The 24,991-nt window shown below is 37.2% G+C and carries 25 protein-coding genes and 1 tRNA gene; 16 read left to right on the top strand and 10 right to left on the bottom strand.

Features of this window, described 5'->3' with window-relative positions:
- Window positions 1-39: 39 nt before the first annotated feature.
- The 9 genes from P1K33_RS08420 to P1K33_RS08380 form a co-directional block, all read right to left on the bottom strand.
- A complete protein-coding gene (locus P1K33_RS08420; RefSeq protein ID WP_284652500.1) occupies window positions 40-726 on the bottom strand; it encodes a response regulator in 687 nt (228 codons plus the stop codon).
- Window positions 719-1,828 (bottom strand): sensor histidine kinase, encoded by a 1,110-nt coding sequence (locus P1K33_RS08415; protein WP_284652499.1) that lies wholly within the window; start codon window positions 1,826-1,828, stop codon window positions 719-721. Before P1K33_RS08415 ends, P1K33_RS08420 begins: the two co-directional genes overlap by 8 nt.
- Window positions 1,829-1,912: 84 nt before the next feature.
- Window positions 1,913-2,344 carry a Cif family virulence factor gene (locus P1K33_RS08410; RefSeq protein ID WP_284652498.1) on the bottom strand — a complete coding sequence of 144 codons (432 nt, stop codon included), beginning with the start codon at window positions 2,342-2,344 and terminating at the stop codon, window positions 1,913-1,915.
- 3 nt (window positions 2,345-2,347) lie between these two features.
- Complete coding sequence (locus tag P1K33_RS08405) at window positions 2,348-3,646, bottom strand: ABC transporter permease (protein WP_284652497.1); 1,299 nt, start codon at window positions 3,644-3,646, stop codon at window positions 2,348-2,350.
- Window positions 3,646-4,569, bottom strand: coding sequence for an ABC transporter ATP-binding protein (locus P1K33_RS08400; RefSeq protein WP_284652495.1), 924 nt, complete (start codon window positions 4,567-4,569; stop codon window positions 3,646-3,648). Before P1K33_RS08400 ends, P1K33_RS08405 begins: the two co-directional genes overlap by 1 nt.
- Window positions 4,570-4,762: 193 nt before the next feature.
- On the bottom strand, window positions 4,763-5,887 hold the full coding sequence (gene dnaJ, locus P1K33_RS08395; protein ID WP_284652494.1) for a molecular chaperone DnaJ: 1,125 nt from the start codon (window positions 5,885-5,887) through the stop codon (window positions 4,763-4,765).
- Window positions 5,888-5,895: 8 nt separating this feature from the next.
- The gene (locus P1K33_RS08390; protein WP_372508220.1) at window positions 5,896-6,465 is read right to left on the bottom strand and encodes a nucleotide exchange factor GrpE; all 570 of its coding nucleotides are present in this window, start codon (window positions 6,463-6,465) and stop codon (window positions 5,896-5,898) included.
- A 265-nt stretch (window positions 6,466-6,730) separates the two neighbouring features.
- Window positions 6,731-7,636: a TIGR01777 family oxidoreductase gene (locus P1K33_RS08385; protein WP_284652493.1), complete on the bottom strand. Its 906-nt coding sequence runs from the start codon at window positions 7,634-7,636 to the stop codon at window positions 6,731-6,733.
- A gap of 76 nt (window positions 7,637-7,712) precedes the next feature.
- A complete protein-coding gene (locus tag P1K33_RS08380) occupies window positions 7,713-8,165 on the bottom strand; it encodes a DUF4442 domain-containing protein (RefSeq protein ID WP_284652492.1) in 453 nt (150 codons plus the stop codon).
- A gap of 197 nt (window positions 8,166-8,362) precedes the next feature.
- Here P1K33_RS08380 and P1K33_RS08375 point away from each other — a divergent pair, with 197 nt between their 5' ends.
- From P1K33_RS08375 to P1K33_RS08350, 6 genes are all read left to right on the top strand, one after another.
- Window positions 8,363-8,818, top strand: coding sequence for a DUF4870 domain-containing protein (locus tag P1K33_RS08375; RefSeq protein ID WP_284652490.1), 456 nt, complete (start codon window positions 8,363-8,365; stop codon window positions 8,816-8,818).
- 135 nt (window positions 8,819-8,953) lie between these two features.
- Window positions 8,954-9,331, top strand: coding sequence for a hypothetical protein (locus tag P1K33_RS08370; RefSeq protein ID WP_284652489.1), 378 nt, complete (start codon window positions 8,954-8,956; stop codon window positions 9,329-9,331).
- An 82-nt stretch (window positions 9,332-9,413) separates the two neighbouring features.
- Entirely contained in the window at window positions 9,414-9,743 is a 330-nt protein-coding gene (locus P1K33_RS08365) for a PadR family transcriptional regulator (RefSeq protein WP_121314380.1), read from the top strand.
- A gap of 5 nt (window positions 9,744-9,748) precedes the next feature.
- A complete protein-coding gene (locus tag P1K33_RS08360; RefSeq protein WP_284652487.1) occupies window positions 9,749-11,500 on the top strand; it encodes a PspC domain-containing protein in 1,752 nt (583 codons plus the stop codon).
- Window positions 11,501-11,502: 2 nt separating this feature from the next.
- Window positions 11,503-12,243: a head GIN domain-containing protein gene (locus tag P1K33_RS08355; RefSeq protein WP_284652486.1), complete on the top strand. Its 741-nt coding sequence runs from the start codon at window positions 11,503-11,505 to the stop codon at window positions 12,241-12,243.
- Window positions 12,244-12,349: 106 nt separating this feature from the next.
- Window positions 12,350-13,186: a GIN domain-containing protein gene (locus tag P1K33_RS08350; protein ID WP_284652485.1), complete on the top strand. Its 837-nt coding sequence runs from the start codon at window positions 12,350-12,352 to the stop codon at window positions 13,184-13,186.
- A gap of 488 nt (window positions 13,187-13,674) precedes the next feature.
- Here the strand turns inward: P1K33_RS08350 and trxB are convergent, their stop codons facing one another.
- Window positions 13,675-14,622, bottom strand: a complete 948-nt coding sequence (gene trxB / locus P1K33_RS08345) for a thioredoxin-disulfide reductase (protein WP_284652484.1) — start codon at window positions 14,620-14,622, stop codon at window positions 13,675-13,677.
- A 151-nt stretch (window positions 14,623-14,773) separates the two neighbouring features.
- Between trxB and P1K33_RS08340 the strand changes: the two genes are divergently transcribed.
- The 10 genes from P1K33_RS08340 to P1K33_RS08295 all read left to right on the top strand — a co-directional run bounded on the left by P1K33_RS08340 (window position 14,774) and on the right by P1K33_RS08295 (window position 24,971).
- Window positions 14,774-14,848, top strand: a tRNA-Pro gene (locus P1K33_RS08340).
- Window positions 14,849-15,138: 290 nt separating this feature from the next.
- Window positions 15,139-15,747 carry a uridine kinase gene (gene udk / locus P1K33_RS08335; protein WP_284652483.1) on the top strand — a complete coding sequence of 203 codons (609 nt, stop codon included), beginning with the start codon at window positions 15,139-15,141 and terminating at the stop codon, window positions 15,745-15,747.
- 9 nt (window positions 15,748-15,756) lie between these two features.
- The gene (locus P1K33_RS08330) at window positions 15,757-16,110 is read left to right on the top strand and encodes an FtsB family cell division protein (protein WP_284652482.1); all 354 of its coding nucleotides are present in this window, start codon (window positions 15,757-15,759) and stop codon (window positions 16,108-16,110) included.
- Window positions 16,111-16,120: 10 nt separating this feature from the next.
- The gene (locus P1K33_RS08325) at window positions 16,121-17,521 is read left to right on the top strand and encodes a methylmalonyl-CoA mutase subunit beta (RefSeq protein WP_284652481.1); all 1,401 of its coding nucleotides are present in this window, start codon (window positions 16,121-16,123) and stop codon (window positions 17,519-17,521) included.
- Window positions 17,522-17,525: 4 nt separating this feature from the next.
- Window positions 17,526-17,975 carry a hypothetical protein gene (locus P1K33_RS08320; protein ID WP_284652480.1) on the top strand — a complete coding sequence of 150 codons (450 nt, stop codon included), beginning with the start codon at window positions 17,526-17,528 and terminating at the stop codon, window positions 17,973-17,975.
- Window positions 17,976-17,977: 2 nt separating this feature from the next.
- Window positions 17,978-20,122, top strand: a complete 2,145-nt coding sequence (scpA, locus tag P1K33_RS08315) for a methylmalonyl-CoA mutase (protein WP_284652479.1) — start codon at window positions 17,978-17,980, stop codon at window positions 20,120-20,122.
- 216 nt (window positions 20,123-20,338) lie between these two features.
- The gene (locus P1K33_RS08310) at window positions 20,339-21,106 is read left to right on the top strand and encodes a DpnI domain-containing protein (protein WP_284652478.1); all 768 of its coding nucleotides are present in this window, start codon (window positions 20,339-20,341) and stop codon (window positions 21,104-21,106) included.
- A complete protein-coding gene (locus P1K33_RS08305) occupies window positions 21,106-21,306 on the top strand; it encodes a hypothetical protein (RefSeq protein ID WP_284652477.1) in 201 nt (66 codons plus the stop codon). Before P1K33_RS08310 ends, P1K33_RS08305 begins: the two co-directional genes overlap by 1 nt.
- Window positions 21,307-21,647: 341 nt before the next feature.
- Complete coding sequence (locus tag P1K33_RS08300; RefSeq protein WP_284652476.1) at window positions 21,648-22,040, top strand: (deoxy)nucleoside triphosphate pyrophosphohydrolase; 393 nt, start codon at window positions 21,648-21,650, stop codon at window positions 22,038-22,040.
- 3 nt (window positions 22,041-22,043) lie between these two features.
- Entirely contained in the window at window positions 22,044-24,971 is a 2,928-nt protein-coding gene (locus P1K33_RS08295; protein ID WP_284652474.1) for a DEAD/DEAH box helicase, read from the top strand.
- Window positions 24,972-24,991: the final 20 nt, after the last annotated feature.

The following is a 24,991-nucleotide window of genomic DNA, read 5'->3' as shown; positions in this document are numbered from 1 at the left end:
TTTCACAAAATGCATTTCAGATGATTTTTTTTAGATTATTTAGCCGGAATTAAATCGATAGCCTACGCCCGATTCGGTGATGATGAACTTCGGACGGTTGGCATCTTCTTCTATTTTTTTACGGAGCTGCGCTACAAAAACACGCAAATATTGTGTTTGATCTGCATAGCTTTGGCCCCAAATTTCCTTTAAAATGTATTGATGGGTCAACACGCGGCCATCATTTTTGATTAACAACGTCAACAAGTTGTATTCGGTTGCCGTGAGTTTGATCATTTCATCATTGGCTTTGACGATTCGGGACGTAAAATCGACTGAGCAGTTCCCAAAAGTAACTATTGACTCATTGTTCACGCTGGTTTTATTTCGCAGAGCGGTTCTGATTCGGGCCAATAATTCCTGTGTACGGAAAGGTTTGGTTAAATAATCATTGGCACCGCTGTCCAGGGCTTTTACGATTTCTTCCTCGCCGCTTTTTACCGATAAAATGATAATCGGATTTTGATACCATTCACGCAGTTTTTTCAGAATCACTTGTCCGTCTTCATCGGGTAAACCCAAATCCAATAAGATCAAATCGGGTTGGTGACTGGCCGACATGGTGATGCCTTCTTTTCCGTTGACCGCGAAAAGGACTTTATAATCATTGGCTTCCAGAGAAATCTCGAGTAGCTTTCTGATTTGGACTTCATCATCAATGACCAATATGGAGAATCCGTTACTCATTGGCTACAGCATTTATGGGTAAACAATCCACTGCAAAACTCAATTTGAAAACAGCGCCGCCTTCTTCAGCATTGCTCAATTGAATGGCTCCGTTTTGCGCTTCAACAAAACCTTTTACGATTGATAATCCTAATCCGGTTCCGCCGGTTTTGGCTTCTTTGAATCGGTAAAACTTGTCAAACGCTTTGTCTATTTCTTCGGGTGGAAATCCATATCCATCGTCGGAAATCGTAATAACGCATTTTTTGATTAAATCGATATGGGATTCGTAATCGGCATCGACTTCATATTGGGCACTAATGAAAATATTGGCACCCTTTGGCGTATGCTGAGCACAATTGTAAACCAAATTATAGACAATCTGCTCCATCAGACCATAATCGAGTTTGAACAGCGGTAAATTTTCATCGATGCTATAAGTGATTTTATGGTCACGCGTTTCTTCCTTTAACCGGTCACAAACATTATAAATGATTTCCTTTACATCGCACCAATCCAATTTAGGATGAATATAACCCGATTCCAAGCGCGACATGTTCAATAAGTTTTCCACCTGATAGTTCAGCTTCATCGTCGCTTTTTCAATCTCGTTCTGCAGTTTTTGCTGGGTTTCAGGAGATAAGTTGACATTCTTTTGTTGAAGTGTATCAATCGAGCCTAAAATAGCGGCAATTGGCGTGCGCAATTCATGCGAAAGCGAATCGAGTAAAGTGTTGTATAGTTTTAAGGTACTAGCTCGGGTTTGTTTGGCCTGAATGGCGCGTTGCATCCGTTTGAAATTAATTGTCAGCACAGCATTAATCAATACTATAATAAAAAATAAAATTAATAACAGTCCATCTTCTGCGCTATCCACATGAAGTGTGTAATAGGGTTTGATAAAAAAGAAATCCAGCGCTAATGCACTCAAAACGGCACCGAGTAAAACGGGTTTTATTTCGAGAAAAATGGCGAGCAATGACACGACAACCAATAACAGATAACCGACGATTCTGTAATCGATGATATCTCTGATGGTCAAACAGGAAAAAGAAAGAACAGCCACTGATAAGAAGCTGATAAGATATTGGTTCTTAGTACTCTTTAACGATAACTTGTCCATCGCATTAATTTTTGACAAAGTTACGGCAATACTTATAAGCAGGATATAAAGTAAACTCGGGAAAGCATAAAGATTTTATAAAGATTATCTCCTGCGGGTATCAATGAGGTGAATGATTTTCCATTGGCCATTGTCTTTATACAGTGTAAAGGCATTCACACCTTTATGGCTGAGTTTGCCGTTGATATAGAATTCATAAGGCGTCCAGGCATGTGCCATCGTGCCATCGACTTGAATATTGTAGCTTAAAATTCGCTCTTCAAATTTCATTTCTGCCGGAATGGTTGCCATAGAAGTATAGAATTTCTCTGGGCTTTCTTCTGAAAATTTGTTGCCTTTAGCGCTTTCTGCAATTGATTGTAGAATCAATTTGTCGCTGCAGGTCGATTTGATTTTGACTGTATCTTTGGCGTGAAAACCTTCAAAGAATGTTTCGATGGTTTTTTGCACTTCTTCTTTTTGGGCATTGGCCACAGTCACCAATAACAAGGCAATAATAAGACTTAGTTTTTTCATCTTTTAGTATTTAGACCATTTGTAGAGTTCTTTCCAGGTTGGTTTTTTGCCATACATTAAAATCCCTACCCGATAGATTTTGGCTGCAAACCAAACCACCAGGAAGAAGGTGCCAAACAATAAAATCATGGACACGGCAATCTGCCATAACGGCACGCCAAACGGAATACGCATCATCATTACGATGGGTGATGTTAGCGGAACCATAGAGAAAACGGTGGCAACTGTTCCGTGCGGATCATTGATTACTGTTGCAAAACCTATGTAAACGCCCAAAATCAGCGGCATAATAATAGGCAACAGGAATTGTTGTGAATCGGTTTCATTATCTACTGCGGCGCCGATAGAAGCATAAAACGAACTGTAAAGAAAATAACCGCCAATAAAGTAAAAGATGAAACAAATTCCCATCAATACAAATGGAATTTCATTCATGTATAATTGAAGTGTATTCCAATTAAAGGCTTTGGCCATCTCTGCTTGCTCTGCCGTTAAAGCTGGAACCTTACTGCCCATTTGAACACCAAGAATCATTGAAGCGCCAAAATAAAGTAGAAAGGCAATAATCGCCCAAATCAGGAATTGTAAAACACCAGCCAGTGATGTTCCTATAATTTTGCCCATCATCAATTGGAATGGTTTTACTGAAGAAATAATCACTTCAATGATTCGGGATACTTTTTCCTCAATCACACTTCGCATGACCATATTGCCATAAATCACAATAAACATCATAATCAAATAACCGAAAGCGCCACCGATTACAATTTTGACTTCGTTAATTCCTTTCAAAGCTTCTTCTCCCGAAGCTTTTGCTAGATTGATTTCAACTTTAGCCTCTGCTTTTTTATAGGCAATTGTATCTAAATTAGCTACCTTGAAATTTTGAGCAGTGATTACTTTCGCAATCTTATCCTGCATTTTTTCAATGAAAGAATTATTGGGGCTGTCATTAGAAATATATTGAATTCCTTTCGCGAGTGATTGACTGTCAGTGGCTTTTGGAATGACCAATAAGCCGTCATAGCTTTCGCTAATAATACTGTCTTTTAAAATTTTGGAATCCACCAAAGACAAATCGACATATCTGAATTCCTCATTGTTTTTAAATTCCTTGACAAATAAACCGCTTTCGTCATGAATGGCAATCGTTTTCTGATCGGCTTTCATTGTGCTCAAAAAGCCCACAAAAACAGCAATCCCGACAAACAATAGCGGACTTAAAAAAGTCATGACAATAAATGATTTGTTGCGCACTTTGGCCACAAATTCCCTTTTGATGATTAGACTTATCTTGCTCATTATTTCTCGCTTACTGTTTTAATAAAAATATCATTCACACTTGGAATTTTCTCTACAAAATGGGTTACCTGACCGCGTTGCGTTAAAGTATTGAGCAATTCGTTTGGTGTCGCTTTGCCCAAATTAATTTCCAGTTTCAGTTCGTCATTCAACGATTTGAAATCGGTTTGTGACAAAGTAAATTTTTGTGACAAATCATACATCAAACCTTCGATATTATCAGACAGTATGCCTACTTCATAATTATTGGTTCTGAATTGCTTTTTCACATCCGACAATTTGCCTTCGATCAGTTTGTTGGATTTATGGATTAAGGCAATATGATCACACATTTCTTCCACGCTTTCCATTCGGTGTGTTGAAAAAATAACCGATGTCCCTTGTTTGTTTAGTTCTATGATTTCGTCTTTGATCAAATTGGCATTTACCGGATCAAATCCCGAAAATGGTTCGTCCAGGATGAGCAACTTTGGCTTGTGCAAAATGGTGACCACAAACTGAATCTTTTGCGCCATTCCTTTGGACAATTCCTGGATTTTCTTGTTCCACCAACCTTGTATTTCCAATCGGTCAAACCAATAGTCCAGTTCTCTTTGGGCATCAGCCTTAGACAATCCTTTTAATTGGGCCAGATAAAGACACTGCTCACCTACCCGCATGGTTTTGTACAAACCGCGTTCTTCAGGCATATAGCCTATCGTATGCACGTGTGACGGATTGAGTTTTTCCCCATCGAGTATGATTTCACCACTATCGGGCATGGTGATTTGGTTGATGATTCTGATTAAGGAAGTTTTTCCGGCGCCGTTTGGACCGAGAAGTCCGTAGATGCTGCCTTTTGGAACGGTTAAAGAAACTTCGTTGAGCGCGGTATAATCACCATATTGCTTAACGACTTTGTTTACTTCAAGTATATTGCTCATACTTATTTTTTGTTTATTTCATCAGTTCGACCATTCTGGTCTCGGGTTGGTAAAAGTAACAATAAGTAGGGAAATGGAAATGTTTGTTACAAAAAAAACCCACCCTAATTTTTACAAAAGGATGGGAAAAATTGCTATGAAAAAGAAATTACTTGTTTCCAAGTAATAACCAAATGTAAAACTATTTTTTTAATTATGAAAACATATCTTTTACTTTTTCAAAAAAAGATTTGTCGCTCTTTTCAGGTTTCGGAATAAAGTTGACATCTGTTAATGATTTTTCAAAAAACTGACGTTGCTCTTTAGTCAAACTCTTTGGCGTCCAAACATTTACATGCACCAACAAATCGCCGCTACCATAACTATTAAGACTTGGAATTCCTTTGCCTTTCAAACGTAAAATCTTACCCGATTGGATTCCGTCTTCCAGCTTGATTCTGACCTTTCCGTTAACGGCTTCAATCTCTTTGGAAACACCCAAAGCGGCTTCGGCAAAGCTGATGTATAAATCATAATGAAGATTTTCACCTTCACGCTTTAAGAATTCGTGCTCTAACTCCTCAATCACCACAATCAAATCTCCAGGGATTCCGTTACCCGGAGCATCGTTTCCTTTGCTTGATACTTTCAGCTGCATTCCATCAACAACACCTGCCGGGATTTTGATAGAAACAGTTTCGTCCTCCAATATCATTCCGTGTGCATCGGCATTGTTAGGTTTGCTGTCAATGATTTGGCCAACACCACCACAAGTGTGACAGGTCGTGGCCGACTGCATGCGGCCCAAAATTGTATTGGTTACACGCAATACTTGTCCCTGCCCATTACAAGTGGTACAGGTTTTATATTTTACGCCTGGTGCCTGCACCTTGCGTTTTACTTTTACTTTTTTCTCTACACCATTGGCAATTTCTTCCAAGGTCATTTTAACTTTAATACGAAGATTGCTTCCTTTGGCACGACGCTGACCACCTGAGTTACCACCAAATCCGCCAAATCCGCCGCCGCCAAAAGCACCACCGAAGATATCTCCAAACTGGCTGAAAATATCATCCATGTTCATGTGATGACCACCGCCAAAACCGCCTGCACCGTCAAAGGCTGCGTGACCATATTGATCATATTTGGCTTTTTTGTCCGGATCACCCAACACTTCGTAAGCTTCAGCTGCCGTTTTAAAGTTCTCTTCCGCTTCTTTATTCCCCGGATTTTTATCAGGGTGAAACTCGATGGCTTTTTTTCGGTAAGCTTTCTTTATTTGTTCTTGAGTAGCATCTTTGGAAACGCCCAATATCTCGTAAAAATCTTTTTTGCTCATACTCTATGTTATTGTCCGATTACCACTTTTGGAAAACGAATAATTTTGTCGCCCAATTTATATCCTTTTTCTACAACATCAACAATTTTACCTTTCAAATCCGCACTTGGTGCAGGAATTTGGGTAATCGCTTCTGCAAAATCGGCATTGAAATCATCGCCTGCATTAAGCTCAACTTGTTCCAAACCTTTTGAAACCAGAGTGCTTTTTAGCTTTTCGTGAATCAATTCGACACCTTTTAACAATAGTTCATCATCGCTTTTGGCAATTTGCACCATCGCTCTGTCAAAATCGTCTAAAACCGGCAACATCGCCTGCAATACTTCCTGATTGGCAGTTTTGAATAAATCAATGCGTTCTTTGGCTGTTCTTTTTTTGAAGTTTTCAAATTCAGCAAAAAGGCGTAAAAATTTGTCTTTCTCTTTGGCTAATTCTTCCTGAAGTTGCGCTTCAACACTCAGTTCTTCTGCCGTTTCAATTTCATTGGTCCCATTTTCAATTGGGTTTTCAATAGGCTCTTTTTCCGTCTTATCCTTATTCATTGTTGGTGTATTTTTAAAAAATTTCTTGATTTTCATTTTCGGAATTTTCTCCGGGAATTCGGAATGCAAAAGTACTGCCATTTCTTTTAAAATGTCAAATTGTCATTGCTTTTTGTTTGATTTAATTCGAATTGGGCTAAATCATTTAACCTAATTTTAATATAATTTTAAGACTATTACGTTTTCGTTTTGACTAAATTTGTTAGCATATTAATAAGAATCATACATTTTAGGTTAGCATAAATTATTAATTCAACAATCTTTATAGTAAAAAAAGCGCTGTCAGATGACAGCGCTTTTTTTATGGATATAAATCGGGAATAGCCTTTTCTATATCAAGGAACTGAAATTGGAAACCCGTTTCCAATATCTTATCAGCGCTAAGGTTTTTGCTGGAAAAAAGCAGGTAAGCCATTTCTCCTAAGATCAGTTTCATTACAAACTCTGGGGTATTGGGCAGCCACAATGGTTTCTTTAGTGCTTTCGCAATGACTTTAGTCAATACTTTATTGCTTATCGGATTGGGTGTAACCGCATTGTAAACCCCTTCAAGTTGGTTTTCAATCGCAAAAGTGTACAATGCTACCAAGTCATTAATATGTATCCAGGATTGCATTTGTTTTCCCGAACCCATAACCGAACCAAGACCTAATTTAATTGGCTTTGCCATTTCAGGTAAAGCGCCGCCTTTATTGGACAATACGATTCCGGTTCTCAGCTTACAGACTCTGATGCCCAATACCTGAAAAACGTTGACACTCTCCTCCCATTTTTTGACCACATTCGACAAAAAGCTGTCTTCAGTTTCTGCGGTGCTTTCGTCATATACTTTGGAAATACTGTCAGGATAAATGGCCGTTCCCGAAGCGGAGATAATTTGCTTAATCTGATTTGGAGTTTTCTTAACCAGATTAAAAAGAAGTTCGCTGGATAAAATACGACTCTCGATGATTTCCTGCTTATAAGTATCTGTCCAACGTTTGGCAATATTGGCTCCGGCCAGGTGAACAATCACATCCACACCAAAAATACAATTCTCGTCTATTTTCCCTTCCTGCGGATTCCAATAGAAACCTATATAATTGGATTCCGCTTCAATCTTTTCTTTTGAAGTCGTTAAATAATGAATAATGTGGCTTTTTGCTAATAAGAATTGTACCAATTCATGGCCAATCAAACCCGTCGCGCCTGTAATTAGAATCGTCATCTTAGTGATTTTTACCAAATTTACAACCAAACAATCATAAAAAAACCCTAATTATAAAGGGTTTAACGTTTGTTCCTTACTTCAATTTGATGCTCCATTCAAAGTTCAACTCGGAAACCTGTTCGCCTTTTTCGTTGACGCCGATTGATTTCATCCAGAAGGTTTGTCCTTCACCTGTGGCTATAGTTCTTTGAATCGCTTCTGCTATCAAATGACCATCATTACAGGTAAAAGTGATCCTTCCGGTGGCTTTTTTAGTAAAGTTGGCGTTATTATTGGCGACCAGCATAGAGATATTCCTTTTAGAGTTTTTGATTTGCATCATGACTAAAGCACCGGTAGTCAACTCGGCAGCCATCGCCTGCACTGCAAAATACATGGATTTAAAAGGATTTTGGTTGAACCAGCGATGCTTTACCGTTACGACACATTGGTCATTCGAAATGGACTTCACCCTGACACCAGACCAAAAAGCGGACGGTAATTTGAAAAATAAAAAAGTATTTAATTTTGAAGGTGAAAATTCCATAAGTGCTTGATTTTGCTATAAAAGTACAAAAAAAGACTTGGCATTCACTGATTATTCAATTGTTAATATTTTGTTAATTTTAAGTACTTTGTATTGCATAATACCTTTTTTTAGACTTATCTTTGTATAAGAAATTAATAGCCTATCAATAGTATTATTAAGAATCAATTCTAATCATCAACTTAAAATCAAATAAAATGACAACTAACAACGAAAAAAGCATTGCTACATTACTACACCTCAGTGTTTTGATACAGTATTTTATTCCTTTGGGAAATTATATTTTCCCAATTGTAATTTGGAGCGCCAAGAAAAACGAATCAGAATTTGTGAATGCCAACGGTAAAAATGTCTTGAATTTTCAATTGAGTCTGTTTTTATATACTGTTGTATTGTGTTTAATTGCCATCCCGATTTTAATTTATTCGATTTTTAAAAATGTTCCTCTCCACGACATCCACTTCAATGACGATTTTATCATTAATCATTTGAGTGGCGAAAACATTACCGGATTAGCCATCCTGGGAATCGTAGCTGTGCTCCTATTTTGTTTCCTAAAAGTGATAGAATTTATTTTAACTATATATGCCGCAGTAAAAGCTTCCAATGGAGAAGCCTATAAATATCCGTTAAGCATAACATTCTTTAAGTAATCACTAAAGAACATCATCAATCAATCAATCAATCAATCAATCAATCAATCAATCAATCAATCAATCAATCAATCAATCAATCAATCATCAATCACTAAAAATCAATCAATCATCAATCACTAAAAATCAATCAAAATGAAACATTTACTCTTAATCACAGTATTTACAGTTGCAATGACAACTAAATTAATGGCTCAGGACCAAAATGCAATCAGAATTAATCAACTGCCGCAAAAGTCTGCCGGAATTAAAGCTTCAGCACAAAAAGAAAATCATCAATTCGAAATTGTGGCCAAAGATGAACTGGATGTTAATCTAAAATTCAGCCTCAAAAAAGAAGACAACCTCAACATTGTTGTAACAGACCAGAGAGACAGGGTTATTTTGACAAGAAAGTTTCAAAAAGAAGGTGACAACCGATTGACCTTTTCCATGAGCCAAAACGAAAAATATGTTGTCAAATTAGCCGGAGAAAAACAATCTAATCTAATTGTTTGTGTTTCCGAAGATTAAAAAAAAATCATCAATCATCATCAAGGGTTTCAATCATCAACCAAAAAGCGAATGTTAATCACAAAAAATTAAATCATGTATTATGAACATTGAAAACACAAAAGCCCAGATGCGTAAAGGTGTTTTAGAATTTTGTATCTTGTCTGTCCTAAAAGAAAAAGACGCGTATACCTCTGAAATATTAGACACTTTAAAAAACGCCAAATTGCTTGTAGTAGAGGGAACAGTTTATCCGCTATTGACAAGACTGAAAAACGACGGATTGCTCAACTATCGTTGGGAAGAATCAACATCGGGACCACCAAGAAAATATTATGGTTTGACCGAATTAGGAAAAACATTTTTAACTGAATTGAACGGCACATGGACAGAGTTGTCTGACGCTGTGAACATCATAACCAATCAAAAATAACAATCATGAACAAAACAGTAAATATTAATATAGGTGGTTTATTCTTCCATATCGATGAAGATGCATACCAAAAATTATCAAGATATTTTGATGCTATAAAACGTTCTCTTTCTAATTCTTCCGGTAAGGACGAAATCATGAAAGACATTGAAATGCGCGTTGCCGAGCTTTTGACTGAAAAACAAAAAACAGACAAACACGTAATCAATAATAAAGATGTTGACGAAGTGATTGTAGTAATGGGACAACCGGAAGACTACAGATTGGACGATGAAGAGGCTAAAGAAACCAAATCAGAGCCTTACTACAATTTTCCTCCAAGAAAAAAACTGTACAGAGACAAAGACAGAGGTTTAATTGGTGGTGTTTGTACCGGTTTGGCACACTACTTTGGAGTTGATTCCGTTTGGATTAAAATCATCTTCTTATTGTTGGCTTTCACCAGCTTTGGTATCATCGCTTATATCATCCTTTGGATTGCGACTCCTAAAGCAATAACCACTACTGAAAAATTAGAAATGACCGGCGAACCGGTAACCATCTCTAATATCGAGAAAAAAGTAAGAGAAGAGTTTGACAGTATGGCCAACAAATTCAAAAATGCCAACTACGACGAAATGGGAAACCAGGTAAAGTCGGGTGCTGAGAGAGTAGCCGGCGGAATCGGAGATGTTATCATGAAAATATTCGGTGTATTCGCTAAAGTATTAGGAGCTATAATCTTAGTATTCTCAGCAATGAGTTTGGCCGGGTTGTTTATCGCCCTTTTTACTTTCGGAACTACTTCTTTTATTGATGCGCCATGGCAACGTTATGTTGACGCGGTAAACTATACTGATGTTCCGTTATGGATTTTTGGATTGTTAGGTTTCTTAGCCATCGGTATTCCTTTCTTCTTCTTCTTATTATTAGGATTGAAATTATTGGTAGCCAATATGAAATCGCTGGGTGCAGCCGCTAAATACAGTTTATTAGGCATTTGGATTTTTGCCGTAGGTGCTTTAGTAATCATTGGCATCAAACAATCTACTGAATCTGCTTTCGAAGGTAAAACAGTACAAAAAGAAGTAATCAACGTTCAGCCGACTGACACTTTGCAAATCAAATTTGTAAACAATGATTTCTTCTCTAAAAATGTTTATGACCGTGAAAGTTTTTCTTTCACACAGGATTCTTCTAAAAACGAAGTGATTTATTCAAATGAAATCAGTTTTGAAATCAAAAGCACCGATAAACCACAACCTTATCTTCAAATTGAAAGATTAGCTGATGGGAAATCGTTTAAAGAAGCCAATGTTAGAGCAGAAAAAATCAAATATGGCTTCAAAGTCGTAGGCAACCAATTGTTATTAGACAATTATTTGGTAACCGAAATGGCGAGCAAATACAGAAACCAACATGTAGAATTGTTCTTGTATCTTCCAAAAGGAACTGTGTTTGTAGCAGATGAAACTGTACAACACTTTGACAGATCAAATAATCAGTATTTCAATCTGCACTACAGTTCAGGAAAATACACTTATAAAGTAGAGGAAAACCAAATAAAATGTTTGGATTGTCCACCTGAAGAAAACGAATATGGAGATGTAGAAGGTGAAGAAATCAATATAACAAACGAAAATGACTCAACTGATGTAGTTACGGTAAAAGTAAATGGAAAAGTAGTTACCGAAACCAAAACAGGTAAATCAGATAAGTCAGATAAAAAAGGAAAATTAACAGTAGGAAGTGACGGAGTAATCATTAAAACTGAATAATCATGACAAAATTTGCAATTTTCATTTCAAAATTGGTAGCCGCTACACTGGTAGCATTATCGCTTACCTCATGTAATCACAATATTGATTTTGCCAACAGCATCACCGGAAGCGGTAATGTAGTAACCGAAAAAAGAAATGTATCCAACTTTGATAAAGTTACCGTAAGCCAAGGCTTGGAGTGTGAAGTATTCATTTCAGACAAGCTGGAAGTAACGGTAGAAGCCGATGACAATCTGATCAACGGAATCCACACTACCATTCAAAATGGTACTTTGGATATCAGTTCTGAGTATGACAACTACATCAATGTAAAGTCAAAAAAAATCATCGTTCACATGCCAAAAATTGTGAGCCTGGAAAGTACCAGTGGTTCAACGCTGAAATCAGGAAATACACTGACTGCATTTGATATCTTAATCAAATCAAGCAGCGGAAGTACCTTAGAAGCCGATGTGGAAGCCGATAATATTACTTTGGAAACTTCCAGCGGAAGTGAACAAAGAGTCAAAGGAAAAGCATTGAAATTAAACACTGCTTCTTCCAGCGGAAGTACCATTGACGCCACCGGATTAATTGCCAACGAAGTGTTTGCACAATCCTCAAGCGGAAGTTCATCATCAGTAAATGCAGCCGTATTATTAGATGCCAAAGCCTCAAGTGGCAGCTCAATAAACTACGTCGGACAAGCCAAGGAAGTCCGAAAGGAAGAAAGCTCCGGCGGAAGTGTTTCGAAAGAATAAGTTAATAAAACATCTCAATGAAAATTGGGATGTTTTTTTTTCTATTTTTGACACTCGAGGCCGCAAGGCCGAACTGTACGAAGTAACAACCTAACCACCTACTTTTATGAAAAAAATTATACTATTTAGCTTTCTTTTACTCACTGCTCTTTCTTTTGCCCAAAAAAAGGAGAAAGTGAAAGGATCTAAAATTGTCAAACTCGAACAGAAACAAGTTGGCGATTTTGTCAGCCTGGAAGTGGAAGACAATCTCGAAGTTTTTTTAGTAAAAGGAAATGAATGTGCCCTTGAAGTCGAAGCCGACGATAACCTGATTGAATTCGTAGAATACAAACTGGCCGGAAGCACACTCAGAATTTCAACCACAAGAGACATTTCAAGTTATAAAAAACTGAGTGTTCGCGTGACCTACAATGACCAATTCAATATGGTCATTGCCAAAGATGAAACCAATGTAACTGCGCTTTCCGATGTGGTTTTGGACAATGTGACTTTTAAAAGTTATGATTATGCCAAATTATTCCTCAACGCCAATACCAAAAACTTCACTTTGATGGCCAATGATAAATCAAAAGTGGAACTCAATTTAAAATCGGTTAAAACTGCCATTGACCTCAGCAAAAGTGCCTATGTAAAAGCGTTGATTTCGTCAAGTGAAATGCGATTTGACATGTATCAAAAATCATCCGCCGAAATTGAAGGCGACATCCTAGAATTAAAATTACGCTTAGACAATAACTCCGATTTCATCGGAAAAAAACTAACCGCTAAAAATGCCTTACTCGAAACCGGTAGTTATGCCAAAGGCAGTATTGGTGTCAGTAACGTTGTTACTATTGATGCCTCAGGAAACAGCGAAATCCAATTGTATGGCGAACCGGTGAAAATAGACATGAAACGCTTTGCCGATAGTGCCGAACTCAGAAAGAAGCCATCCAAATAAAATAAAATCCCGTCTTTGAGCGGGATTTTTTATGTGATTTTCTGTTCCTTTTCTTTGCTTGCCCAAAGAAAACGAACCAAAAGAAAGGGCACTTTTACGAAGGTGTTTTTGCTTCGCAAAACCAATTTCAAAATCCTAAATTTTTTCCAAGGCTTCGAAAATTCTAAACGGATTTTGAAATCTACACTGGCGTAAAAGGAGCTTTCTAAGCACAATAGCGTAAGAAAGAAACCGCCCTCATAGAATTAGCGTAGACTCGAGCGAAGCGAACAGGCGCAGCAAAACAACGATGAATGGAGTGGCAGAATTCCACGAGACGATCACAGCGAGCGGCTTGGGGCTCGGAATGACATTCGAGGTTAGTTTTCAAGATAAGACTATGCAGGCTTGATTTTTTTGATTACTTTTTTCATCAAGGAAAAAAGTAATAAGACTAAAAAATCCCTTCTGAATCAGAAGGGATTTTTTTATGGTATAATATTGAAAATTTAATCCAAAGCCGCCAAATACCTTTCAGCATCCAAAGCCGCCATACAACCGGTTCCCGCAGCAGTAATCGCTTGACGGTACACATGATCGGCAGCATCACCGGCAACAAATACTCCGGCTACATTGGTTTTAGAAGTCCCCGGAACATTAATGATATATCCGGTTTCATCCAACGTGATATAATCGGCAAAAATATCGGTGTTTGGTTTGTGGCCAATCGCTACAAAGAAACCGGTCGCCGGAATCGTAATTTCTGTTCCTGTCGTTTTGTTCAACGCTTTCACTTCAGTCACTACTTGTCCATCACCAATTACCTCAACCGTGTCATGGTTCATTAAAATCTCAATGTTCTCCGTTTTGCGTACGCGTTCTTCCATGATTTTAGAAGCTCTGAATTTCTCGCTTCTTACCAACATGGTTACTTTTTTACACAATTTAGATAAGTAATGGGCTTCTTCACAAGCTGAATCTCCGGCACCAACAATTACTACTTCCTGGTTTCTGTAAAAGAATCCGTCACATACGGCACAAGCCGAAACACCACCACCCATTTGCAGATAATGTTGCTCAGACGCCAAACCTAAATATTTTGCTGAAGCACCGGTAGAAATAATTACCGTTTCTGCATGAAGTTCGATGCTATCATTAATCCAAACTTTATGAACTGGTCCTGAAAAATCAACTTTGGTGGCCCAACCATCGCGAACATCAGTTCCGAAACGCTTGGCTTGTTCCTGTAGTTGTACCATCATTTCCGGTCCGGTAACCCCATCAGGATAACCCGGGAAATTTTCTACTTCATTGGTCGTGGTCAATTGTCCACCCGGTTGTGTTCCCTGGTAAAGCACTGGATTCATATTGGCTCTGGCTGCATAAATGGCTGCTGTATAGCCCGCAGGTCCTGAACCTATTATAAGGCATTTAATTTTTTCTATAGTATCTGACATGATTTGTGTTTTATTTCGGTTGCAAATGTAACTGTTTAAAATGAAAAAATTAATCTCCTTAAATCAGAAAAAGCTATGAAAAAATAATTTTATATTATGCTTTGAAAAATAAATAATAGCTTTATATTTGCACTCCCTTTTTAAGGGAATTCGGGGTGTAGCGTAGCCCGGTTATCGCGCCTGGTTTGGGACCAGGAGGTCGCAGGTTCGAATCCTGCCACCCCGACCGAGTAAATCCTTTCTGTGTAACAGAAGGGATTTTTTATTTTATAAAACACCCCAACTCGTTGAAGGTATTTTAAAAATGAAAAATACATTGAATGGAACATTCAAATGGATTTACTTGTAATAAAGCTCTAATCAGGATATCTAATCCTGCCAAAAAGAACCCAACTCGTCAAAGCTCCGCGTTACATTTTTCTTTTCTCTATTTTCTTTTCTCTTTTCTCTAAAAAATAAAATTCTCTTCCGATATAATTTCTATTTTTGTTCTCAGTAAAAATAACACAACTATATATGCTTATCATTGGAATTGCCGGTGGAACAGGAAGTGGAAAAACAACCGTAGTGCACCAAATCATGAATGAATTGCCCGAGACAGAAGTGGGCGTGATTTCGCAAGACTCTTATTATAAAGAAAACAATAATCTGAGTTTTGAAGAAAGAGCCTTAATCAACTTTGACCATCCTCGCGCCATTGATTTTGATCTTTTGGTACAGCACCTCAAAGATTTGAAAGAAGGCAAAACCATTGAGCAACCGGTTTATTCGTTCATCACACACAACAGGACCGATGACTGCATTGTAACCCATCCGAGAAAAGTAATGATTGTTGAAGGTATTTTAATCCTAACCAGCCCGGAACTACGTGATTTGTTTGATGTAAAGATTTTTGTGACTGCCGATTCTGACGAACGTTTGATCAGACGATTAAAAAGAGACATTGCCGAGCGTGGCCGTGACATGGAAGAAGTGCTCAACCGTTACCAAACGACTTTGAAACCAATGCACCAACAGTTCATCGAACCAACAAAAGCTTTTGCCGATATCATCATCCCGAATGACAAATACAATACCGTGGCGATTGACGTCGTAAGAGCCGTAATCAACCAAAGAATTACCTAAAATCCATTTATGAGCTTCTTTAAAAACTTAACCGATAAATATCCCATTCTGAAAATTCTCGGAAACAGATATGTTATTGTGTTGTGTTTTTTCACCGTTTGGATGCTTTTCATCGACAATACTTCCTATATGGAACAACGTGTTTTGAACAAGCAACTTGATGAATTGGAAGACAATAAAAAATACTATCAGGAAGAAATCAGAAAAGACCAGGAGAATATCAAACTCCTCAAAAATCCTGATCAAATCGAAAAATACGCCCGCGAAAAATACTATATGAAACGCGACAGCGAAGACGTTTACATCATCGAATTTGAAGAGGATTCCCTAAAAGAAGAGCAATCCAAATCAAAATCCTTATAACTGCTTAATCATGGCTGACAATTTATTCAATGGGTTCGAACCGGTGTCTTCCAAGCAATGGAAACAACAAATCCAGTACGAACTCAAAGGCGCCGATTATAACGAAACTTTAGTGTGGGAAAGCCCGGAAGGCATCAAAGTAAAGCCTTTCTATCATATTGACGAAGACGTAAAAAAATATGGTGGAATCGCAACCGACCACAGTTTTTCCATACTGCAAAACATCTTTGTCCACGATGTGGCCTTATCCAATAAAAGAGCATTAGAGGCCTTAAACCGCGGTGCCGAAAGCATTCGTTTTACCATTGAGAATGACACTGTTTCTATTGAAGAATTAATGAAAGACCTTCCGATAGAAAATACCCTCTATTATTTTAATCTGCCGTTTTTGGATATCGATTACATGCAGATTAAGATTATGAATTATGCTTACAGAAATGATGAGTCAAAATTCATAATCCAGGTTGATCCAATCGGTCAGTTGGCAAAAGATGGTAATTGGTTTGTTAATCTTGAAAGCGATTTTAAAGAGTTAAATATCGTAAAAGGATTTGCACCATCCGCTAGTGACCCGGACAACGACATGCCAATAGTTCCTTTCATAAATATTCAGTCAGGCATCTATCAGAATGCTGGAGCCAATATGGTACAGCAATTGGCTTATACATTGGCACATATCAATGAATATTTCAATCGAATTCCAAGCATTGGACAACCTATTACTATTGAAGTATCAGTAGGCACCAATTACTTTTTTGAAATCGCCAAATTGCGTACGCTGCGATTATTGTTCCAAACCTTAGCCAAGGAATACAACCACAATTTAGATTGCCATATTGTTGTGACACCAACGAAACGCAACAAAACCTTATACGATTACAACGTTAATATGCTGCGCACGACAACCGAATGCATGTCGGCGATTTTAGGCGGAGCAGATGCCATTGCCAATTTACCTTACGATGCGTTGTACCATAAAGACAATGAATTTGGCGACCGCATTGCGCGCAATCAATTGTTAGTCTTAAAACACGAAAGCTATTTCGACAAAGTCAATAATGCCGCCGATGGTGCTTACTATATCGAATCGTTGACCGAACAATTGGCCGAAAAAGCCTTGCTCCTGTTCAAAGACATTGAAGCCAATGGCGGTTTGATTACCCAACTCATCGAAGGCAATATCCAAAAGAAAATCAGCGAAAGCGCTGCCAAGGAACAGGAATTGTTCGACAGCGGCAAAGAAGTTTTATTGGGCACAAACAAATACCCCAACAAGAACGACAAAATGAAACACGATTTGGAATTGTACCCATTCGTCAAACAAAATCCGCGCAAAACCTTAATCACACCGATTATCGAAAAAAGATTAGCTGAGAAACTGGAACAGGAACGTTTGGCAACCGAAGAATGATATTATGAAGAAGATTATTGTATTTATAGCTATTTTAAGTATTCAAAGCATTTTTGCCCAACAGCAAATCATCGACCTTGTTGAACCGCCAACAATTGCAACAAACGAAGTTGACAACCACATTTACAGTCGGGACAATATCAATGTCCTACCACGGTTCGAGGGTGGCGTAGAAAAATTCTATCAGTTCTTTTATGCTAATTTCAAAATTCCCGAAGGCCTATCGATAACGAAACTTTACGTGTCTTTCATTGTAGAAAAGGACGGTTCGCTTTCAGAAGGAGTTGTGAATGGCAATTTTGGCTCTGCAGTCACTCAAGAAGTCAATCGAGTACTAAAGCTGTCACCCAAATGGATTCCGGGTAAAAAGTACGACCAGACAATTAAAATGGTTCGCTGCACTTTCGCCCTGCCATTTGAATTTGGCAATACAATTACTCCTCAAAAAAAATAAGCATGTCGAGAAAGAACATCCAACATATAAAATTAGAGCAGGCAGCCGTTAGCAGTCCGCAATTAGCTAACAGCCAACCGCTAAAAGCTGACAGCTTTACAACCGCCGAAAACATCGAAGTAAAACCGACTTATTCGAAGGAAGACATAACCGATTTAGAGCATCTGGAATTCGGAGCCGGCTTTGCGCCCAACCTACGCGGACCTTATGCAACGATGTATGTGCGCCGTCCTTGGACAATTCGCCAATACGCCGGATTTTCGACTGCAGAAGAAAGTAATGCGTTTTACCGCCGAAACTTAGCCGCTGGACAAAAAGGTTTGTCTGTTGCTTTCGACTTGGCTACACACAGAGGTTATGATTCAGATCACGACCGTGTGGTTGGTGATGTGGGAAAAGCCGGTGTAGCAATTGATTCGGTGGAAGACATGAAGGTTTTGTTTGACCAGATTCCGTTAAATGAAATGTCGGTTTCCATGACCATGAACGGTGCCGTTTTACCTATTATGGCTTTCTACATTGTCGCTGCTGAAGAACAGGGCGTATTGCCAGAGCAACTTTCAGGGACGATACAAAACGATATCCTGAAGGAGTTTATGGTGCGTAACACCTATATTTATCCACCAACGCCTTCGATGAAAATCATTGCGGATATCTTTGAATATACCAGCAAAAAAATGCCGAAATTCAACTCGATTTCCATTTCGGGTTACCACATGCAGGAAGCCGGAGCGACCGCCGATATTGAGTTGGCATACACTTTAGCCGATGGCTTGGAATACATCAGAACCGGACTGGCTACCGGAATGAAAATCGATGAGTTCGCTCCTCGCCTTTCGTTCTTTTGGGCGATTGGGATGAACCATTTTATGGAGATTGCCAAAATGCGTGCGGGACGAATGTTATGGGCCAAACTCCTGAAACAATTTAGTCCGCAGGACGAAAAATCATTGGCACTCAGAACCCATTGCCAAACATCAGGCTGGAGTTTAACCGAACAGGATCCGTTTAACAATGTGGCACGTACGGCCATTGAAGCTGCCGCTGCCGCTTTTGGCGGAACACAATCTTTGCACACCAACGCGTTAGACGAAGCGATTGCATTACCCACCGATTTCTCAGCACGAATTGCCCGAAACACCCAGATATTTTTACAGGAAGAAACCAAAATCTGCAAAACCGTTGACCCTTGGGCCGGTAGTTATTATGTGGAAAGTTTAACCGCTGAAATCGCGGAGAAAGCTTGGGCGTTGATTGAAGAAGTGGAAAGTTTAGGCGGCATGACCAAAGCCATCGAAGCCGGAATTCCGAAGTTGCGTATCGAAGAAGCCGCCGCACGAAAACAGGCGCGTATCGACAGTGCACAGGATATCATCGTTGGGGTCAACAAATACCGTCTCGACAAGGAAGATCCGTTGCATATTTTGGATGTCGATAACCAAATGGTGCGCAAACAACAAATTGAACAACTCCAACAAATAAAAGCCACGCGCGATGACGCAAAAGTCAAAGCGTCTTTGGCCAAATTAACCGAATGTGCCATCAACGGAAATGATAATTTATTATCTTTAGCCGTAGAAGCAGCCCGAAATCGCGCCACGCTGGGAGAAATCAGTGAGGCACTCGAAACGGTTTTCGGACGCTATAAAGCACAAATCAGAAGTTTTAGCGGCGTGTATAGCAAAGAAATCAAAAACGACGAGAGCTTTGAAAAAGCCAAACAATTAGCCGACGCTTTCGCCAAGAAAGAAGGTCGCCGACCACGTATTATGATTGCCAAAATGGGACAGGACGGTCACGACCGTGGTGCCAAGGTAGTCGCAACAGGATACGCTGATGTGGGCTTTGACGTGGACATTGGTCCGTTATTCCAAACCCCGGAAGAAGCTGCCAAACAAGCGGTAGAAAACGATGTGCATATCTTAGGCGTTTCCTCTTTAGCCGCCGGACATAAAACCCTCGTTCCTCAAGTAATCGAAGAACTCAAAAAATACGGTCGCGAAGACATTATGGTCATCGTAGGTGGTGTAATCCCTGCACAGGATTACCAATATTTGTTTGATGCCGGAGCCGTGGCGGTTTTTGGTCCCGGGACTAAGATTAGCGATGCCGCGATTCAGATTCTGGAGGTTTTGTTGGAAGAATAATAACCTCCACAACCTTGTCATTCCGACGAAGGAGGACCCGAGAGTGAAACTCGAACTGGCGAAGCAATCTCATTACATAAAACAATAGCACTCACTTTTAGTGGGTGTTTTTTTGTTGAAAAGTATACTAAAAGTGTAATCACATTAGTTTTGCATTTATTATTTTAGCAAAAAGCTACAATTTCATGCATGCAAAACCTTTTTTAAAACAGTAAAATGGACTTAAATTTTAATATTGAATTAGCAAAAGGATATAGTAGTAATTCACAAATTGCAAGAGTCCTAACAGAAGATTGGGTAAAACTTAATTCGTATTGTCCTGGCTGTGGAGAAAAACCATTAAACGATTTTGCAAACAATAAGCCGGTTGCTGATTTTTATTGTACAAAATGTACAGAAGTATTTGAGTTAAAAAGCAAAAGTGGAAAATTTAGCAATACCATTACAGATGGCGCCTATGATACAATGATACAGAGGATTACTTCTGATACAAATCCAAATTTTTTCTTTTTAACCTACAATAAAGACTTTGCAGTAGATAACTTTTTAATAATTCCAAAACAATTTTTTACCCCCGAAATTATTATAAAAAGAAAACCTTTATCTGAAACTGCAAAAAGAGCAGGTTGGACTGGCTGTAATATTGATATATCTAAAGTATCAGAACTTGGAAAAATATTTTTAGTTGAAAAGTCTAAAATCATTAAACCTGAAATAGTTCAAATAGCCTATAATAAAACAACATTCTTAAGGCATCAAAGTGTTGATGCCAAGGGATGGATTTTAGATATATTACATTGCGTTGAAAAAATACCAAGTAAAGACTTTAAACTTGAAGATATTTATAATTTTGAAAAAGATTTAAAATTAAAACACCCAAACAATAACTTTATTAAAGATAAAATCAGACAGCAACTGCAATTTTTAAGAGATAAAGGAATCATAGAGTTTAATGGTAGAGGAACATATAAGAAGCTAGGATAATGAAAAAATACATATTTATAACACTCGAAGGAAATACAACATCTCCCAATGGTGATGAAGTAGAAAACATGCAGGTCATAGGTATTGTTGAAGAGGTAATCAATCAAGATGAAGCACTGAAAAAATTATTGTTAGAAAATGATTGGATAATCGATACCCAATTTAATATTGCAGAATTCATCTGTCATGAAATTATTTAATTACATTAGCTAGATGTGAAAACACACAACCCCGCTAGGGGTTAAATACGCGTAGCAATGGGTTTCAACCCATTGGAAAATAAATATAACAAAAAAATCCCGCCAGGGATGTTATATTTCACAAATCCAATATAGATATTATATCATCCCTAAAGGGATTTTTCTAAAAACATAATTATTCTTTGTACCCAAATCAAATCCCTATCGGGATTAATAGCATTAGTATTCATAAAAACAAGCACTCACTTTCAGTGGGTGTTTTTTTTGTTCTATTCCATAAATTCGATTTATTAAAATTTCTCCAATTATTTGTATATATTTGAATATTACCTGTCGTCCAAATGAAAAAAATAGAAGTTGTTGCTGCGGTTATATCGCATAATAATAAAATACTCTGTGTTCAACGCGGAGATAGTAAATATGATTACATTGCTTTTAAATATGAATTCCCCGGAGGAAAAGTTGAAGAAAACGAAACCAACGAGGAAGCTTTACTTAGAGAGATTCGTGAAGAGTTAAGCATTGATATAAAAATAGACTCAAAATACCTAACTGTTAATCACGAATATCCTGACTTTACATTAATAATGCATAGTTTTTTGTGTTCATGTAATAATCCTGAATTGCAACTCACTGAACATATAGATTATAAGTGGTTAAAAAATACTGACCTTAAGTCATTGGATTGGGCTGCAGCTGATGTTCCGATTGTCGACAAACTAATAATGTCATAATCTATGGATTTAATCAGAGAACATTTACTGCAGAGCTTTACTACGGGTTTTATCGATAGAAGCTTACATTCAAAAAAAGAATACCTTCCTCAATTAGTAACCAACGACAAATCAATTGGTGTTAAAGTTTTAACCACCATATTAAGAGAGTTAAAAGAATTAAAAAATGGAGATGAATTTTGGTTTTCTGTAGCTTTTGTTACTACTAGTGGTGTCGCAACCTTAATTGATTCTCTGGTAGATTTAGAAAAAAGAGGCATCAAAGGAAAAATTTTAGTTTCTCAATACTTAAACTTTACCCAACCAGAAGCTCTAAAAAGGCTATTACAATTCGATAATATTGAACTGAGAATTGTAACGGATGGTGATTTCCACTCTAAAGGATATCTTTTTAAAAAAGAAAACATTTATAATTTAATTATTGGTAGTAGTAATCTAACTGCAACGGCTCTTTGTTCTAATAAGGAATGGAACTTAAAAATTTCTGCTACTCCTATAAGCCACATTATTTTTGAGGCTATCAAGTTGTTTACGTTTGAGTTCGAAAATGCAGTTCCAGTTAATACAACATTTATCAAAGAATATGAAAAATTATATCAAAGACAAATTGCACTAAACTTTGAATTAAAAGAAGAATTATTTCATTCAAAGCCTATTGTTCCCAATCAAATGCAAGTTGAAGCATTAGCCAATATCGAAGAATTAAGAGCAAATAATAAGGACAAAGCTTTATTAATATCTGCAACAGGAACCGGCAAAACCTTTTTATCTGCTTTTGATGTAAAAAAATATAATCCTAAAAAATTCTTATTCATTGTCCATCGAGAAAACATTGCAAGGGCTGCATTAAAAACTTTCAAAAGTATTTTTGATGATTCCAAAACAATGGGACTTTATACAGGAAATCAAAAAGATTTAAATGCTGATTTTATCTTTTCAACCGTGCAAACTATTTCGAAACAAGAAAATCTTGAACAATTTGAAAGTAACTTTTTTGATTATATAGTAATCGATGAAACTCATAGAGCTGGTGCTGCTTCATATCAAAGAATATTAGATTATCTTAAACCTAATTTCTTATTAGGCATGACCGCAACTCCAGAAAGAGGTGATAATTTCGATATTTTTAAATCCTTTGATTATAATATTGCTTACGAAATCAGATTACACAAAGCTCTCGAGGAAGATATGTTAAGCCCTTTTCACTATTATGGTATTACGGACATTACTGTAAATGGAAAAGTCTTAGAAGAAAATGCTGATTTTAGACTTTTAACTTCTATCGAAAGAGTTGAAAGAATTATTGAAAAGGCTAAGCTATATAACTGCGATAATGGAAAAGTTCGTGGATTAATATTTTGTTCAAGTGTTGATGAGTGTAAACAACTTTCTAATGAATTTAATAAAAGGAATTACAAAACAGTAGCTCTGACTGGCGACAATTCTGACGAAGAAAGAAGTGAAGCAATCAGGAGACTTGAAACTGATTCTGAAATTGAAAAATTAGACTATATTTTCACAAGGGACATCTTTAACGAAGGAATAGATATTCCTTGCGTTAATCAAATAATAATGCTTAGACCCACTCAATCGGCTATTGTTTTTGTTCAACAATTAGGACGTGGTTTGAGAAAAAATGCAAACAAAGAATATCTTACAGTTATTGATTTTATTGGTAATTATGCCAATTCCTTCCTCGTTCCCATAGCTCTGTATGGTGACACTTCATACAACAAAGATACTTTACGCAAATTGATGGCAAGTGGCAGTAGCTTAATTCCAGGTAGTTCAACAATTAATTTTGACGAAATTTCTAAAAACAGAATTTTTGAAGCCATCGATTCTGCAAATATGAAATTGAAAAAAGACCTCGTGAATGATTATGTTGTTTTAAAAAACAAACTAGGTAGAATACCAATGATGATGGACTTTATTGAACATGGTTCAAGAGAACCTTTTCTTTACTCTAAATACTCAAGATCATTTTACAATTTCGTTGAAAGTCAAGAAGATGAACTGAAAGATAAATTGAAACCTAATGAAATTAAACTTCTTGAACTATTCTCAAAAGAAATAAACAATGGTGTAAGGGTTGAAGAAAACATCATTTTAAAATTATTAATTGAAAATAAAGAAACTTCAATAATTAAAGTTAGACAGTTAATTGAAAATAATTACGAATATACTCCAACTGATGAAACAATAAGGTCAGCTATCAACAACTTAAATTTCAAATTTGTAACCGAAAATAAAAACAAAAAACTTACACCTGTTAACGAAGTTTACAATTTAAAAGTTATAAATGTTGAAAGTGGTAAATTGACTTTTCATCCTGAATTTCAATTATCACTCCTAAATGAAACTTTTCTCAATTTTTTAAATGACAATGTAATCTACTCAATTGAAACTTTTAATAAAGCATTTCAAATTGACAAATTCATTGACGGTTTTATATTGTATAAAAAATATTCACGTAAGGATGTTTTCAGAATTTTAAATTGGCAAACAAACCCATTAGCTCAAAATGTAGGTGGTTCTATAATAAGCCCAGACCGAACACACTGCCCTATTTTTGTGAACTATCATAAAAGTGAACACATTTCTAATTCGACAAAATATGAGGATAGATTCCTCAATAAATTTGAGTTTGAATGGGTTTCTAAATCAAAAAGAACATTAAATAGCCCTGATATTCAAACCATCAGGGATAATAAAAACCTCAGAATTCCATTATTTGTTAAAAAAAGTAATGATGAAGGTGATGATCATTATTACATGGGAGACATGGTCCCAATCGACAATACCTTCAAACAAACAACACTAAAGGATGACAATAATAAAGACGTTTCAGCAGTCACAGTTGTTTATTCAATGAATAATCCTGTAGAGGATAATATCTATGATTATATCACTGACATTTTAGGCGAGTAAAATTTCTCTGGTTCTGGCCA

This window comes from Flavobacterium terrisoli (genome assembly GCF_030167905.1).
Lineage (GTDB): Bacteria > Bacteroidota > Bacteroidia > Flavobacteriales > Flavobacteriaceae > Flavobacterium > Flavobacterium terrisoli.
Note: the sequence above shows the minus strand (reverse complement) of the source record. Positions and strands in the feature narration are given on the sequence as shown.

Bases quoted from the DNA above. Each gene is read 5' to 3' on its own strand.
- P1K33_RS08375 (WP_284652490.1), top strand. From the start codon at position 8,363: ATGACAACTAACAACGAAAAAAGCATTGCTACATTACTACACCTCAGT.
- P1K33_RS08405 (WP_284652497.1), bottom strand. From the start codon at position 3,646: ATGAGCAAGATAAGTCTAATCATCAAAAGGGAATTTGTGGCCAAAGTG.
- P1K33_RS08370 (WP_284652489.1), top strand. From the start codon at position 8,954: ATGAAACATTTACTCTTAATCACAGTATTTACAGTTGCAATGACAACT.
- P1K33_RS08325 (WP_284652481.1), top strand. From the start codon at position 16,121: ATGGCTGACAATTTATTCAATGGGTTCGAACCGGTGTCTTCCAAGCAA.
- P1K33_RS08365 (WP_121314380.1), top strand. From the start codon at position 9,414: ATGAACATTGAAAACACAAAAGCCCAGATGCGTAAAGGTGTTTTAGAA.
- P1K33_RS08410 (WP_284652498.1), bottom strand. From the start codon at position 2,344: ATGAAAAAACTAAGTCTTATTATTGCCTTGTTATTGGTGACTGTGGCC.
- P1K33_RS08320 (WP_284652480.1), top strand. From the start codon at position 17,526: ATGAAGAAGATTATTGTATTTATAGCTATTTTAAGTATTCAAAGCATT.
- P1K33_RS08380 (WP_284652492.1), bottom strand. From the start codon at position 8,165: ATGGAATTTTCACCTTCAAAATTAAATACTTTTTTATTTTTCAAATTA.
- P1K33_RS08360 (WP_284652487.1), top strand. From the start codon at position 9,749: ATGAACAAAACAGTAAATATTAATATAGGTGGTTTATTCTTCCATATC.
- P1K33_RS08390 (WP_372508220.1), bottom strand. From the start codon at position 6,465: ATGAAAATCAAGAAATTTTTTAAAAATACACCAACAATGAATAAGGAT.
- P1K33_RS08355 (WP_284652486.1), top strand. From the start codon at position 11,503: ATGACAAAATTTGCAATTTTCATTTCAAAATTGGTAGCCGCTACACTG.
- P1K33_RS08310 (WP_284652478.1), top strand. From the start codon at position 20,339: ATGGACTTAAATTTTAATATTGAATTAGCAAAAGGATATAGTAGTAAT.
- P1K33_RS08420 (WP_284652500.1), bottom strand. From the start codon at position 726: ATGAGTAACGGATTCTCCATATTGGTCATTGATGATGAAGTCCAAATC.
- scpA (WP_284652479.1), top strand. From the start codon at position 17,978: ATGTCGAGAAAGAACATCCAACATATAAAATTAGAGCAGGCAGCCGTT.
- dnaJ (WP_284652494.1), bottom strand. From the start codon at position 5,887: ATGAGCAAAAAAGATTTTTACGAGATATTGGGCGTTTCCAAAGATGCT.
- P1K33_RS08295 (WP_284652474.1), top strand. From the start codon at position 22,044: ATGGATTTAATCAGAGAACATTTACTGCAGAGCTTTACTACGGGTTTT.
- P1K33_RS08330 (WP_284652482.1), top strand. From the start codon at position 15,757: ATGAGCTTCTTTAAAAACTTAACCGATAAATATCCCATTCTGAAAATT.
- P1K33_RS08350 (WP_284652485.1), top strand. From the start codon at position 12,350: ATGAAAAAAATTATACTATTTAGCTTTCTTTTACTCACTGCTCTTTCT.
- P1K33_RS08400 (WP_284652495.1), bottom strand. From the start codon at position 4,569: ATGAGCAATATACTTGAAGTAAACAAAGTCGTTAAGCAATATGGTGAT.
- P1K33_RS08415 (WP_284652499.1), bottom strand. From the start codon at position 1,828: ATGGACAAGTTATCGTTAAAGAGTACTAAGAACCAATATCTTATCAGC.
- P1K33_RS08385 (WP_284652493.1), bottom strand. From the start codon at position 7,636: ATGACGATTCTAATTACAGGCGCGACGGGTTTGATTGGCCATGAATTG.
- udk (WP_284652483.1), top strand. From the start codon at position 15,139: ATGCTTATCATTGGAATTGCCGGTGGAACAGGAAGTGGAAAAACAACC.
- trxB (WP_284652484.1), bottom strand. From the start codon at position 14,622: ATGTCAGATACTATAGAAAAAATTAAATGCCTTATAATAGGTTCAGGA.
- P1K33_RS08305 (WP_284652477.1), top strand. From the start codon at position 21,106: ATGAAAAAATACATATTTATAACACTCGAAGGAAATACAACATCTCCC.
- P1K33_RS08300 (WP_284652476.1), top strand. From the start codon at position 21,648: ATGAAAAAAATAGAAGTTGTTGCTGCGGTTATATCGCATAATAATAAA.